The sequence below is a fragment of the Rhizobium sp. CC1099 genome (assembly GCF_029714385.1).
GTDB lineage: Bacteria > Pseudomonadota > Alphaproteobacteria > Rhizobiales > Rhizobiaceae > Rhizobium.
Window position 1 is genome coordinate 2,457,749 of sequence record NZ_CP121642.1, and the last position, 14,065, is coordinate 2,471,813.

8 protein-coding genes and 1 pseudogene are annotated in these 14,065 nt (G+C 58.7%); 2 read left to right on the forward strand and 7 right to left on the reverse strand.

Annotation, left to right across the window (positions count from 1 at the left end; all coding sequences use genetic code 11):
• Window positions 1-10: 10 nt before the first annotated feature.
• On the reverse strand, window positions 11-2,140 hold the full coding sequence (locus tag QA644_RS33110) for an OmpA family protein (protein WP_283073211.1): 2,130 nt from the start codon (window positions 2,138-2,140) through the stop codon (window positions 11-13).
• A gap of 943 nt (window positions 2,141-3,083) precedes the next feature.
• Window positions 3,084-3,749 (reverse strand): hypothetical protein, encoded by a 666-nt coding sequence (locus QA644_RS33115; RefSeq protein WP_283073212.1) that lies wholly within the window; start codon window positions 3,747-3,749, stop codon window positions 3,084-3,086.
• 234 nt (window positions 3,750-3,983) lie between these two features.
• On the opposite strand from QA644_RS33115, the gene QA644_RS33120 reads away from it, so the two are divergent.
• Complete coding sequence (locus tag QA644_RS33120) at window positions 3,984-4,205, forward strand: hypothetical protein (RefSeq protein WP_283073213.1); 222 nt, start codon at window positions 3,984-3,986, stop codon at window positions 4,203-4,205.
• A gap of 572 nt (window positions 4,206-4,777) precedes the next feature.
• On the opposite strand, the gene QA644_RS33125 is transcribed toward QA644_RS33120, so the two are convergent.
• From QA644_RS33125 to QA644_RS33135, 3 genes are all read right to left on the reverse strand, one after another.
• Complete coding sequence (locus QA644_RS33125; RefSeq protein ID WP_283073214.1) at window positions 4,778-6,214, reverse strand: adenylate/guanylate cyclase domain-containing protein; 1,437 nt, start codon at window positions 6,212-6,214, stop codon at window positions 4,778-4,780.
• Between the two features lie 708 nt (window positions 6,215-6,922).
• A complete protein-coding gene (locus tag QA644_RS33130) occupies window positions 6,923-7,309 on the reverse strand; it encodes an SgcJ/EcaC family oxidoreductase (RefSeq protein ID WP_283073215.1) in 387 nt (128 codons plus the stop codon).
• Window positions 7,310-7,323: 14 nt separating this feature from the next.
• Complete coding sequence (locus QA644_RS33135) at window positions 7,324-10,704, reverse strand: adenylate/guanylate cyclase domain-containing protein (RefSeq protein WP_283073216.1); 3,381 nt, start codon at window positions 10,702-10,704, stop codon at window positions 7,324-7,326.
• 826 nt (window positions 10,705-11,530) lie between these two features.
• On the opposite strand from QA644_RS33135, the pseudogene QA644_RS33140 reads away from it, so the two are divergent.
• A pseudogene (locus tag QA644_RS33140) lies at window positions 11,531-12,900 on the forward strand (APC family permease).
• Window positions 12,901-13,282: 382 nt separating this feature from the next.
• On the opposite strand, the gene QA644_RS33145 reads toward QA644_RS33140, so the two are convergent.
• Window positions 13,283-13,789, reverse strand: coding sequence for a Fic family protein (locus tag QA644_RS33145; RefSeq protein WP_349254134.1), 507 nt, complete (start codon window positions 13,787-13,789; stop codon window positions 13,283-13,285).
• Window positions 13,790-13,840: 51 nt separating this feature from the next.
• Complete coding sequence (locus QA644_RS33150) at window positions 13,841-14,041, reverse strand: hypothetical protein (RefSeq protein WP_283073217.1); 201 nt, start codon at window positions 14,039-14,041, stop codon at window positions 13,841-13,843.
• Window positions 14,042-14,065: the final 24 nt, after the last annotated feature.

Here is a 14,065-nt window from a genome sequence, read left to right on the forward strand (position 1 = left end):
TAGCTCCGCACTACTCTAGGCTTACCGTAATCGAAACCCGGCGATTGGTGGAGCTCCCAGTTCGACTATTTTCAGGCACCACCGGCTCAAAGGTGCCAGCGCCCCGAACCAGCAGCAGTTCCGGAGCGACGCCGCGCTTGTTGAGAAGCGCACGAACTGTCTCGGCGCGGGCGGCGCTGATCGACACGTTGGCCGTCTCACGGCCCGTGGCGTCCGCATGGCCGGTCAACATGAACCGCGCTGTTACGCCTGACTTGCGGGCATTTTGGGCGAATTCCTTTATTTGATCCGCCAACCTGTCGAGGACCGGCATCTGCTCTGGTCCCGGCACAGCTTTGCCGGAATAGAAGAAAATATCGGTCGCCTGGATGGCCTCTCTCAAATAATTAAGTTCTGCAAGGTTCAGCTCACGCAGCTGCGAGACATCCAGAACCACTCCGTCCGCCGAAAGTTGTTCTGCGGCGGCCCGCGCCCGGTTGATCCAGTTGGCAGGAGCCTCACCCTCGGCAACGATGCGATCCTTGACGATCGAAAGTCGTACTGTATCCGGCGGAGCCAGCGACGCCGTCAGCCGCTTCAACACGAACTCCGGCTCAAGGCTCTGATAGAATTGCCATTGCGAATGAACGCGGGCGGGATCGACATGCGTTCCAGACAACAGCGACTGCGGGTCGGCGCCAAGCGGGTCTCTCAGGCCGGAAATGTAGAATTGGCCATCGCGCACCTTTTGTTCCGCAACGATGATGCCCGGTTGGGCCTCAAGTCGCGACACATAGGCCTGCCAGTGCTCCGCCGCGCGTGCTTCGGGGCTCACATCACGAACCTTGGAGATGTCGAATTCCGGTCCGCCTGCCGAAAGCTGTCGGGCCGCTGCGCGCGCCCGATCTATCCAGGTGTCGGCAGCCTCACCCTCGGCAACGATGCGACCCTGGACGATCGAAAGCAGAACAGATTTGGGCGGAGCCAGCGACGCCGTCAGCCGCTTCAACACGAACTCCGGCTCAAGGCTCTGATAGAATTGCCATTGCGAATGAACGCGGGCGGGATCGACATGCGTTCCAGACAACAGCGACTGCGGGTCGGCGCCAAGCGGGTCTCTCAGGCCGGAAATGTAGAATTGGCCATCGCGCACCTTTTGTTCCGCAACGATGATGCCCGGTTGGGCCTCAAGTCGCGACACATAGGCCTGCCAGTGCTCCGCCGCGCGTGCTTCGGGGCTCACATCACGAACCTTGGAGATGTCGAATTCCGGTCCGCCTGCCGAAAGCTGTCGGGCCGCTGCGCGCGCCCGATCTATCCAGGTGTCGGCAGCCTCACCCTCGGCAACGATGCGACCCTGGACGATCGAAAGCAGAACAGATTTGGGCGGAGCCAGCGACGCCGTCAGCCGCTTCAACACGAACTCCGGCTCAAGGCTCTGATAGAATTGCCATTGCGAATGAACGCGGGCGGGATCGACATGCGTTCCAGACAACAGCGACTGCGGGTCGGCGCCAAGCGGGTCTCTCAGGCCGGAAATGTAGAATTGGCCATCGCGCACCTTTTGTTCCGCAACGATGATGCCCGGTTGGGCCTCAAGTCGCGACACATAGGCCTGCCAGTGCTCCGCCGCGCGTGCTTCGGGGCTCACATCACGAACCTTGGAGATGTCGAATTCCGGTCCGCCTGCCGAAAGCTGTCGGGCCGCTGCGCGCGCCCGATCTATCCAGGTGTCGGCAGCCTCACCCTCGGCAACGATGCGATCCTTGACGATCGAAAGTCGTACTGTATCCGGCGGAGCCAGCGACGCCGTCAGCCGCTTCAACACGAACTCCGGCTCAAGGCTCTGATAGAATTGCCAGCGTGAATGAACGCGGGCGGGATCGACCTGCGTTCCAGACAACAGCGACTGCGGGTCGGCGCCAAGCGGGTCTCTCAGGCCGGAAATGTAGAAATGTCCATCGCGCACCGTTTGTTGGGCGACGATGATGCCCGGTTGGGTCCCCAGTCGCGACACATAGGCCTGCCAGCGCTGCCCGGATTGCCAGGAAAGAAAGAACCAACCGCCTGCCGGAATCAAAACCAGCAGGACTGCAGCCACCACCAGCCACGGAAATCCCTGGTTTGAGTCCTCCTGCTTCAGTTCAACGCAGGTCTGCAACTGCGTCTCTATGCCGGCTAACTGAGAACCGTCGCCGTCAAACTGCTCTAAAGCCTGTGAGTATTCATCATGGATGCGAAGCAACACATCGCGAACTATTTCATGTAATTCCTCTGGCGGATTTCCCCGGATCACCGCAACCAAGGTCGCAAACGGTCCAACTTCTGACCAGAGACGAAGCTCCCCAAAGCGGATAGTGTCCAGGCCGCTCTGTTCTTTCTCGTTAAATGAGTCTTTAACAAAGTCTTGAATTGCACTGAGCATCGAAGAAATGAGTTGAGGATCCTCGCTCGTTGCATTATCGGCAGTTACATGCGCGATCAAAAGCCCGGAATTTCGGTTAATGAGAAAGACATGTTCTACACGATAGACAAGAGAATGCTTCAGAACAACTTCCGAGAAGCTGGCACCAGTTCTCCAAGATTCAAATCTCCACTTGAGCCCATGCCAGGTAAATATATGTCTTAAAGTTTCATTCAGCGACTGAAAGGTCTGGTCGATCTTTTCCCCGATCGACTTGCGAATTGCCGGCAGAAACACCGGGTATAATATATCCGTCAGCGTGCGCGGGCTCTTCTGGATCGACCGTTGCACAGCCCTCTCGACGGCTGGCGCAAGGGCCTCGCCGAGCTGCGCATGAGGCGCCCGTGCGGCTGCACTGGGAAGAACGCCGCCCACTGCTTCCGCAAGCTGCTCCGGTTCGCCCAGCAGATGCGTAACTCGTGAAAGCTCCGAAATTTCGCGGCCGACCAGCAACTGGCGCAGCGTTTCCATGCGACGATCGGCGGTTGGAACTCCGTCGAAACGCGCATGATGGTCCGGATCAATGTTCCGAGCAATTTCGACCAAAAGAATAGCCAGAGCCGCGCGATCAATCTCGGTATCGTTCGAGGCGGCTTTTTGAGGAAGCCTGATTGGGTCGACGGTCGACGTCAAGTTCCGATCAACTCACTTTCCAGCCACGTTCCGAGTTGCTCTTGCTACCGCCGGAATCCTGATTTATGCATTTTGCAACCTCGACAAACAGGCCAGCCAAAAGATTTCTGTCGGTCTTGACGTTGCTGAGATCGGAAAACATTTTCTCCATTAGCATCTGAATGCTTTCATTCTTTTGCTTGATTTCCTCACGCAGCAAATGATCGCTTCGATTTATCCGGTCCGCAACGTCGCGCTCAAGCTCGCTCAATTGGTCCGACAACGCGCGCACCTGCTTTTCAAGTGCCTGATTTTGCTCGCGAAGATTCCGGTCAATCTCCTTGTCGGCCTCGGCTCGTGCATCTTTTTCGCTCCGCAATTGCGCCGCGAGCGATTCGACCTGCTTCTTTGAATTTGACTCGTACGTTTCAAGATTGCGCTTGGCCTCGGATTCGACATCCTTAAAGCGCTGCAAGAACCGGTCTTCAAGCTTGGAAAAACGGCGGTCATAGTCCTGCATCTGGTTGCCGAACAGCAGATCGCGTATCTTGTCGACACCTACAGCGTCACCGGAGATCCCGCCCTCGCGGGCCTGGGCCGCCATGAAGTTCAGCCCGTTTCCCTCTGCATTACCTATCAGATTTTCGTCCGCCTTATTCGCAGAAGAAGCGGTACTCGAAGGTTCCTTTGCCATCCTTATGCCCCCCCATTTGAACACCTGCCACAGTGCAACCCCGTTAACAGGGAATAATGTCAGCAAAATAGCCGGCCCACAAGCCGGAATCTTCTTGACTCAAGCCGATTCGTGACGCAGCCGAGCGCTACGTCACTGACGTAGCAATGGAAGTTTGGGGCGATGCCATCTTAAAAGCGGGCGGCCGCGACTGGTCGGGGATCAAAGGCGGCAAGCGCGCACGGTCGTCGAGCAGTGACGGTCCGCAATCTCTGCGCTCACGGCATCACGGTGTTAAACCGCAAGGCGATCACTCTAGTAACGACGGCGGCAGGGCGCAATATCGCGCTCAAGGAGGGCGATCCCATCAAGCTCGATAAGAAGCGCTTCACCAATTACACGGCAACACTGCGGGCGTTTGCGCGCGCACTCGCGGATGGCGTGACGAACCTTCCAGACGTCAAGAAGGGGTCGTAGCGCCCCTGGAGCGGCCTCAGGATTCCAAGTCGGTAGACGGGCTGTTGCGTTGCCATTTGGGCCATACTTACCTTGAAGTCGAGGCGATTGAACTCGCCGAACTGGCCCGGCAGCGGCTAGGCGACGAAAGTCATGTCGACGAGCATGGCGGAGCCGAAAGGTGCGGGCGCAACTCGTGCGGCTACAATGTCCGAACGCCTGCTTACGGGATCGAATAAGTCTGTGTCCAACGGCTGCCATGACGGCGTATAGCCGACCGCTTAACTTGGAAACACGGAAAATCGTTCTGGGAGGTGCGGCCCCGCAATGTGCAGGGCCGCCCCGCGAACATCGCTGTTGTCAGCGGTTCGGAAAACAGCATCCAACCCCACAACATCGTCACAGGTGGGCTGAGATAGATCGCAGCGCTGACCTTGGCCACTTTGACCTCCCCGAACGAAGTCGCGTTGGCAACAGAGCGGGTCGAACCAATTCCCTCGGGAGTTTTCGGTGATCGGGGGTTCGACACACACACACACACACACACACTGCTTTTCTGACGCATGGTCCGTGGGCCAATCGCTCAGCTCGCCTTAAACGGCCCCTCCCACCCGAAACACCGGCAGTTCCTGCCGCACGCCTCGAAGATGTGCAGTTCTCGGGTCGACCGCAAAAGCCGCCAGTCCGTCGCGAACCCCGGTCGCGTCGTAAACGTCCTGGCTGACAAAAATCTCGTCGGCGTCGGCAAGGCCTTGGACGCGCGCAGCAATGTTCACGGTCTGGCCGAAATAGTCGAGGCGCTCGTTCAGCGTGACCGCAATTGCCGCGCCTCTGTGAACGCCGATCTTGAGGATCAGAGCCTTGTCTGGCTGCCGCTTGTTGAACGAGGCGATTTCGCTGCGCATGTCGAGCGCCGCGCGCACGGCATCGGCAGGCCTCAGGAACGCTGCCATCACCGCATCGCCGATCGTCTTGATGATCGCGCCGTTGTGGCGGACCGTCACGTCCTGCAGCCGCTCAAAATGCTGCTGCACAAGTGCAAAGGCATTCAGGTCTCCGATCCGGTCATAAAGTGCAGTCGAGCCCTTCAGGTCGGTGAAAAGGAGAGCGATGTCCGTGACGCCGAGCCCTTCGTGGCTGCGGATCACCTCGGAGCGAAAGAGGTCGCGGAACGTCTGGGTCGTGAGCAGCCGCTTCCCTGAGAGGAACGGCGCGAAGTGGAGCGGCGGCGGCCTGTCGACGCCGGGCGGCAGTTGAAGGATCCCGAACTCGATGCGTTTGTCCGCGACATTGGACATCTCGAAAATCACCTTGCCGGTCGCGATGGTGCCCGCGTCCGGCGTGCTGGACTCGAGGTCAAGACGGATTGCAATGCGCTGTTCGCCAGTCGGAAGCGCGGGATCGACAATGAATGTGATACCTGCGTCGCTGTCGGAGCTGCTGCCATGTAATATGCCAGCCTCTGCGATTATCTCAAAAGCGGTCGTCTCGCCCGGCTCGATATAGGCTAATCCGCGGCTCAGCATCTCCCTCAGGTGGACGAAAGGCGTTCCGTCCGGGATCAAGCCCTCATTCGTCGAGCTGTAGCGGAAAAGATAATCCTCCACCGTCAGCGTCTGCGGATCGTGATAGGAGATGCGGCGAATGGCCGGGTTCACGGTGAAGGTTATCGCGATCATGTCGTCGAGAGCCGCCACGAAATCCAGATGGCAGTGGGTGCAGCGGCAGTGACTGCGGAGATTCTTGAGAGCCCGGAAGCTATCGATGACACAGGAGCAGACCGGACAGATCAGAATCCAGGTCATATCGAAGAGACCTAGGGCGGTGGCGTGCAGGAAGAGAACAATCGTCTCCTCCTCGTTGAGGCTCTTGTCGGCGGCGAATTTGATCGGATTGATGCGGAAGAGCTCGGCGTCGCTTGCCGAACGGATGTTGCTCTCGAGCTTGGATACGAGCCGCGCACTCCAGGTCCGGGCCGACTCTAGCGCCGTCAGCTTCTCTTCGAGGTTCTTCTCGTCGATCGATGCCATGGCGACCTCCTCCCCGGACTGCGCTATTGTCAACCGAACGAGTTCAGTTGATCGTCCACCATCAGCGGTTCTACATGTTCGCAGCATTCTAGGTCTACCATAGCGAAAGGCTTCATTGTAGTGGGAAGCCCCCAGGATCCCGGGACGTGCAGGAGTTGGCGCCGACGAGCCTTTCCGCCGACCCACCCACTTGTCGACATCGGGATGGGTCAAGCGGACCGGCAGCTTTCAGAAAATCGCCGAGGTTGCTCGAATGGCTGAAATGCGGGCGCGAAGCGGACAGGCAGGGCAGGGACGAATGGCCGACTAACAACTCATGGTATCCAACGAGGCTAGAAGAGGTCGTTCGACCAATGAGGTTGGGGTTTTGGTTAGCCCAAGGTAGGCGACGATATGACTTTGGTGACGGTACTTTTTGAGGCGAGTTAGATACTGCGCCGAGGTTATCGATCCACAAAATCGTCCGACTGACACGGATAGTTGGTGAAACCTCGAAATAAATTTCACCGCGAATTTCTCTTGAAAATCAACAGCGTAACTTTTTGACGGCTCGACTGTCGGGGTTTGGCCGCCGTCGGAAAGTATTTACTAGCGATTTCAATGGGTTGTAGGCTTATTGAACAATCGAGTGGGGTCCATCGCGTCCCCCAAGGCGTTATAAACTCACCCGGCGGGAATTTCCTGAACGTGCCCCCGTCTCCAGCCGCTTCAGTTCCACGTGTGCAGGCACGTCTTCCAGGAACCGTCGCTTTGTTTTCGCAAGATCGTGACGATCGTGCCCTCGTAGCGTATCGCCTTCCCGTCTGCTCCCAAACCAGACGCCCACCACCTGCCGCTGGAATAGGCGATGTCACCCGCATCATGGGCATCAAGCAATTCTATGCCGTGGCCTTTGACCCCGGCCGAGATCATTCCGGCCCAGAAATCGGCGATTGCCGTGCGACCTTTTACGATTGCATGTGTGTGCGGCAGCACGGTTCCGTCTTCGGTGTATAGAGCCGCTATCGAAGCTGAATCTCCGCTGTTGAAAGCTGCATTCCAGCGGTCGTTAGCGTCCTTGACTATCCCGCGGATATTCGACTCCGGCGTGGTCACCTCCCTGCTGTGGGCTAAGCTGCTCCTGCGGTGTGTCCGCTTAGCAATTGCGCGTTCTTAAGGTCTGGCAGTGCCGTACCCTCTGTGAAACTTTCACAAATTTTGGCAAGCTGTTCACGCGCGGAACCTTCGTTGTCAATCCGGGCAAGGCTCGTTGCTGCCCTCAGTTCCCAAAAGCGTGCGCCCTGTGCTCGGGCAGTGGCCAGCGACTCGCCGAAGCGCTCCGCAGCCATCGTTTTCCGTTCGGGATCGATTTGCAGCATGGCCTCTCCCTGAAGACGGAAAACCTCGGCCGCGAACCAACGCTCATTGGTACGTTCGATGACCTGCTGTGCTTCCACAAGGAGGGCGAGGGCCGCACCCGGATGTCCGGCTTTAATGTCGATCTGCGCTTGAACCGCCGAGAAGTACGGCGACATGTACTTCGCCCCGGTGCGACGCCACTCTTCAATACCCCTCAACAAATCGGATCTGCCACGATCTGTTTCGCCCTCCTCGGCAATTGCCCAGGCCTGCAGGATCATTGCTCCTGCTTGCCAAAAGCGAAATCCGGCCTCTTCTGATATTTCCAGGAGTTCACAGGCCCGACTTTTCACAGCCTCCCGATTGCCGAGTATCTGATGGACAACGCCGCCGAAAAACAAAGGCAGAGCGAGACTGTTGCGGTGTCCTAAGCTTCTCGCTTCCCGCACCGCTTCATCATTGGCCGCAATCGCCTGATCGGGCAAACCAAGCGGCAATAGAGTGCGGGCAAGATAATCGAGACAGACGACGCGGGGGTCAAAGGCATACACGAATGCTTCAGACCGATGCTCCTGCGGGTCATAAAGTGACAGCGCTTCCTTCAAATGGGCGCGAGCACGCAAAAATTCGCCTGCGGGAAGCGCGCTGACACCAGCCGCCCGATGGGCGAAGAAAGACAGGCCCCGGTCATTGTTGTGACCGGCCAGCTCCAGCAGCTTGTCGGCGGCGCGACGTGCCTCAGCAAGCTCGGCCGCATAGAGATGGTAGAGGCAGAGGCCGTAGAGAACCGGGAACAGCTGGCGCACCTCACCAAGCTCTTCGCACAGCTCGTGGGCCCGCAGGTACGCCGCTCCTGTTTCCGGCGCGGCAAAGCCATGCGCTGCCACTTGCGCGCTGCCGAGCGCTACCTGAATCGCTAGTTCTCGCCGCGATCGCTCCTGGGAAGGCGGCAGAGCCGCCAATCCGTTCAGGGCATTTTGGAACCGAACAAGCGCTTCCGATATCGAGGAGCGCGAAAGCGCACGCCGACCGGCCAATTCGTTATACTCGATGGCCTTGTCTAAAAGAGAGGCCTGGTTGAAATGATGCGCAAGCAACTCAGGCTCAGCTTCCACCTTTTCAGGAAAGCTTTCCTCCATGATGTGCGCAATTCGCGCGTGTAACTGTTGGCGTCGGCTCAATAAAAGGCTCCCGTAAGCGGCATCTTGAACCAATGCGTGTTTGAAGGCGTAGCTGACATCGCCGCCTCCACCACGGCGGAATACCAGGCCTGCAGCCACAAGCTGGTCAGTCGCCCTCTCCAGCTCGGGTTCTGCCAGCCCAGCGGCAGCAGCCAGCAATTCGTGACTGAATTCCCGGCCGATCACTGCACCGATCTGGGCAACCTCCCTGACAGGGGCCAGCCGATCGAGCCTTGCCATCAAGGAGTCGTGCAGCGTTGCGGGTACCGCCAGCGGAGGCAAGGGGCCTGACAGTTTGTAGTCGTCGCCTGTGTCGCAAAGCATGCCTGATTCCAAGATGACCTTGGTCAATTCCTCGATGAAAAGCGGCACGCCCTCGGTTTTTGAAAGAATTTGGTCGAGAACCGAGGGTGGAAGACGCTTTCCTCCTGTCATGACCATGATAATCGAGGCCGCCTGCGCACGACTCAATCGGTTCAGCGTCAATAAAGTTGCGTGCGGAAGGCCATTCCACCGAACCAGGCCTTCCGGCCGGGATGTGGCGACCAGCATGATTGGAAGCTTTTGAATCCGATCCACAATCACATCGAAGAGCTCGGCCGATACGGGATCAAGATAATGCGCATCCTCAAGCAGCATGAGGGTCGGCTTTACTCCCGCGAGGGCCACCAGTTGGTCGACCAAGACCTCGAATGTGCGCGTTTTCAATTTTTGGGGCATCAGATCGGGTTTAGGATAACGGTCTCCCGTGGGGATCGACAACAGGGTGGCAATCAGCGGCACTTCCTCCTGCGGATTGTTGGTCGCTGCAAGCACTCCTTCGAGAAACGCCAGCTGCCGTTCCGGCGGATCCGTCCGTGAAATGCTGGCAGCCCGCAGCAACTGGTCAATGACTGGGAAAAGCGCGCTCTGCGTATGATAAGGTGAGCAGAAATAACGCAAATATGTGACGTTCTCCTCCTTCAACCGTTCGCGAAGTTCCTGAAGGATGCGTGACTTTCCGATCCCTGCTTCGCCAAATAGCTCGACGACCTGACCTTCCCCCGACGCCGCGAGATTCCATCGTTCGGTCAACAGGGCAAGGTCAAGATCTCGCCCCGCCAACGGAGCGGTGCCCCCAGCGTGGAGAGCGTCGAAACGGCTTTCCGCCCGGCCCTCCCCGATCACTTGGTAGGAATTCGTGGGGGTATCGAAACCGTGCAGTTTCTGCGGACGGATACGCTTCACCTCGAAGAGCTTACCTATCAGTCGGAATGTGAGTTCAGAAATCAGCACTGTGTTCGGTTCAGCAAGAGCTTGCAGTCTGGCCGCGAGGTTTGGTGTCTCGCCGACAACTGCATTCTCCTGAGCGGCGCCGGAGCCGACTAAGTCGCCGACGACCACCAGACCGGTCGCTATCCCAACACGAACGGAGAGTTGCTGGCCGCCCTTGGTCGACAAGCCCTTGACGGTTTCCACAACTGCAAGACCCGCCTTGACGGCTCGCTCCGCTTCGTCCTCATGGGTCTGGGGCCAGCCGAAATAACAAAGCACGCCATCGCCCATCAGCTTCGCCACGTAGCCGTCAAAGCGGACGACGTCGCCCACCACGGCATTCTGGAATTCACGCAACAGCGCGCCCATTTCCTCAGGATCGAGATGGGTGGAAAAGCCAGTAGAACCCACCAGGTCGACGAACATCACTGTCAGCTGGCGTCTTTCCGCCTCCCGGGGACGCGCGGACAATGGTTGGTGGCGAGGAGGAACGGCGGTCAAATCCGCCTGCTGACGCAGACGCGAGGCCCCTTGGCCGTCATCAAGTCCAGCAATTGCCTCGAGTATTTTCTTTCTGTGCGCGAGGGCGGCCACCCCGATCTCTTTAAGGTCGTCGGAGGTCAGCTTTGGCAGCATCTCCGCGTCAATCGCATTGATCTCGAAGGCCGAGGCATACTGCCCGCATCCCAAGCTCTCCAGCCAGGAAGAAATAATCATCGGGGTCCCCTCCCCAGGACGACCCTCAAGAAAACACTATACCGCATCCACCGGGAAAAAGCATTCGCCATGCAGTGTATACCGACTGTACCGGAGGGGGGGTTTAACCACTGGATAGCCGAATCTGATTGGGCGATGCCGGCCCCCTTCCAGCTTGCTCAGGTGAACGGATGCAGCCAGCCCCCGCAGGGTGTGGGGCGCAAGATTTCCAGCGGCTTATGACGCAAGAATTTCCGTCTCATCACCGCGGTAGCGCGCGGTCAAATCGGCGTACGACCTTCCTTGCGACAAGCCTGCGCTTGCGCAACGAAAAGCCCGGCGCGGGAGGAGGTGCGCCGGGCTTCGATAATGACTGGCAGCTTGGGAGGAGGAGTGCTGCCCGTCGGACCGAAGCGGCTCGGGAGGAGGGTGAATCGCTTCGGATCATCAAAAGATAATGCTGCAACGCAGCAAATTCAAGCCCGTATATCGATGTTTCCTGCCTTAAGCGACAAAAAGCAAAAAGGCCGGGCGGACTCGAGCCCGGATGCCGAACCGACCGCCGTCAGCCTCTTGCGGATAAGCGCTTTCGGAAGGCCGACGATCCGTGAAGCGAAGTTCGGCACCAGATTCAAGAGCCACTTGCCGATGACCGTTCTCGATGTCCCTGCTGCGACGGCGGCTTCCATTGGCGGCGCGGCATGTGGTGTGCCACCTCCGGCTCTGCAAGCTCGCCTTCGTCCAGCTGCCCGACGCTCAGAATACTGCTTTTCTTTCCTATTTCCCGCTCTAGCTGCCAAAAGCCTGAGCAAATGCAGTCATTGTCGGACATCTGAAAGGAGGGGGCATGAGTAGGATACCATTGGAGACGCTTCCGGAGCAGCCGGAACTGAAGCGGGTCATGGGACCCGGTCTGCTCTTGCTTTTCATCGTCGGCGATATTCTCGGGACGGGTATTTATGCGTTGACAGGGCAAGTCGCCAAACAGGTCGGCGGCGTGGTCTGGCTGCCGTTCCTGGTTGCTTTCGTCGTCGCACTGCTGACCGCCTTCAGCTATCTTGAACTGGTGACGAAATATCCGCGCGCCGCCGGTGCTGCACTCTATACGCACAAGGCGTTCGGCATCCACTTCCTCACCTTCCTCGTCGCCTTTGCCGTCATGTCCTCGGGGATTACGTCCGCGTCGACGGCCTCCCGCGCTTTTGCGGCCAACTTCTCGACAGCCTTCGGCTTCGATTTCGGCGGTTATGGCGTGACCCTCATCGCAGTTGTCTTCATCTCGCTCGTCGCAGCGATCAATTTTCGCGGCGTCGGCGAGAGCGTCAAGCTCAACGTACTGCTGACCACCGTCGAACTCACCGGTCTTCTGATTATTATCGGCATCGGCTTTTGGGCAATCGCCGGCGGACAAGGCGACGTTTCCGAGTATGGACTTTCCAGCCGAGCGGCGATCGCGGCGTCTTTTGGTCCGTCATCGCGGCGACGACGCTTGCCTTCTTCGCCATGGTCGGCTTCGAGGATTCGGTCAACATGGCCGAGGAATGCAAGGCACCGAGCCGGATATTTTCGAAAGTGCTCCTTGGCGGCCTGGTGATCACCGGCACCATCTATATCCTTTTTGCGATATCGGCCATTACACTCGTCCCTGCCGCCGCTCTCGGCGAAGGCGAAACGCCGCTCTTGAAAGTCGTGCAGGCAGGTGTGCCGAGTTTCCCGGTCGGCATCTTCGGGATCATCACAATGTTTGCGGTTGCGAACTCCGCCCTGATCAACATGATGATGGCGAGCCGCTTGATCTATGGGATGAGCCGCGAGAACGTTCTGCCCGACGTGCTTGGAAAGGTTCATGCGGCCAGAAAGACGCCGTATGTGGCAATCATCTTCACCTCGCTTCTTGCCGTCGCGCTGATCGTGTTCGCAGGCGGCGTTCCGGCGCTCGGCGGCACCACGGCCCTCCTGCTGCTGTGCGTCTTCGCAGTGGTCAATATCGCCGCGCTCGTGCTTCGACGCGACAGCGTCGGACATTCGCATTTCAAAGCACCGACGATTGTACCGGTGCTGGGTTCGATCACCTGTGTGTTCCTCGCCGGACCTTGGACCGGCCGCGATCCGGTTCAGTACCTGATCGCCGCCGTCCTTCTCGGCCTTGGCGTCGTACTGTGGTTCGTCACAGTCGGCATCATGCGCATCGACAGTAGGCGATGTCCATCAGGTTGAAGTCGTCCTTGAGGGGCGCGTCGTGGACAGACGGCACGAAAAACATCAGCTGAGCATCCTTATAAGGCGTGTAGAAGCCTCGATGCTGGTCAAGACAGTCCGCCCGGCGGATAGCCACCTACTTGTGGCTGCCGCCGGTTTTTCCTTGATCATCGGTGGCTTCGGCCTGTTTGTCGCGCCGGCCGTCTTGCCACACTACCTGGGCGCGTCCTGTATACCTAAAAAATTCACGGCGCTCTGCGCGCGCCTACCCCTGGGGAGTCCCCCAGACCCCTATCCTACCCGCAAATTCGCGGCGTACCCCAGGGGGCTGTCTGCCCCCTGGCCCCCCGAGGATATTTCGAAAAGGGTTAGGATGAGGGTTCGGTGATGATGTCGAGGATCAGGGCCGCCAGCGGCGCTTCGGAGCCCGCAAGCTCTCGATCATGGCACCGAGGACGCGATCGCGATCAAGCGCCTCTTCATTGAAGGGAAGGCCAACGTGCTCGGCCAGGACCGCGAGCAACGTCAGCTGCGTGCGGCCGTTGCCTTCGCGGAAAGGATGGACCGCGTTGATCTCGGCTAGCAGATGTGCGGCTTGGGCCGCGAATTCGGCGGGCGCCAAGCCTTCGAAATAATTGGCATTCGCCAGGAACTGAAACGCCTGGCCCAGCTGGGCGTGGATGTGCTCGGGGTAGCAGAACCAGTTGCCGCCCTTCCCGATCCGGATCGTGCGGATCTCGCCGGCCCAATCGTAAACATCCTGGAAGAGGTGGCGATGAAGCGCCAGATAATGCGCGACGTCGAGTTTTCCGGCCGGCCAGGCTTCGTCGGAGCGAATGACGAACATGGCGGTCTCGAACTCGTCCAGCTCGTCCTGGTCAGTCAGATCCAGCTTGTTGCGGAGCACAGTCGTGCCCGGATAACAGAGGGGATCGGATTCGGCGGTATAGACCAATGCTTAGGCGGACTTGCGAGCGAACTGCGCGCGGATAGCCTGGCGGCGTTCCTCGGCCGGCTGGTCCTTGGTCTGGGCGAGGATCTTGCGCATGCGCGCGCTGAGCACGAGACCTTCAACGGCACTGATCTTCTCGGCACGCGCCTGCGAAAGGCGGCCGGTCTTGGCGTTGCGGTTTAGTTTGGGCGTTTTCAGAGTGTTCATGAATCAGAACCTATCACGTCCTTA

Coding starts and splice junctions, on each gene's coding strand:
- QA644_RS33125 (WP_283073214.1), bottom strand. CDS start 6,214: ATGGCATCGATCGACGAGAAGAACCTCGAAGAGAAGCTGACGGCGCTA.
- QA644_RS33150 (WP_283073217.1), bottom strand. CDS start 14,041: ATGAACACTCTGAAAACGCCCAAACTAAACCGCAACGCCAAGACCGGC.
- QA644_RS33115 (WP_283073212.1), bottom strand. CDS start 3,749: ATGGCAAAGGAACCTTCGAGTACCGCTTCTTCTGCGAATAAGGCGGAC.
- QA644_RS33135 (WP_283073216.1), bottom strand. CDS start 10,704: ATGATTATTTCTTCCTGGCTGGAGAGCTTGGGATGCGGGCAGTATGCC.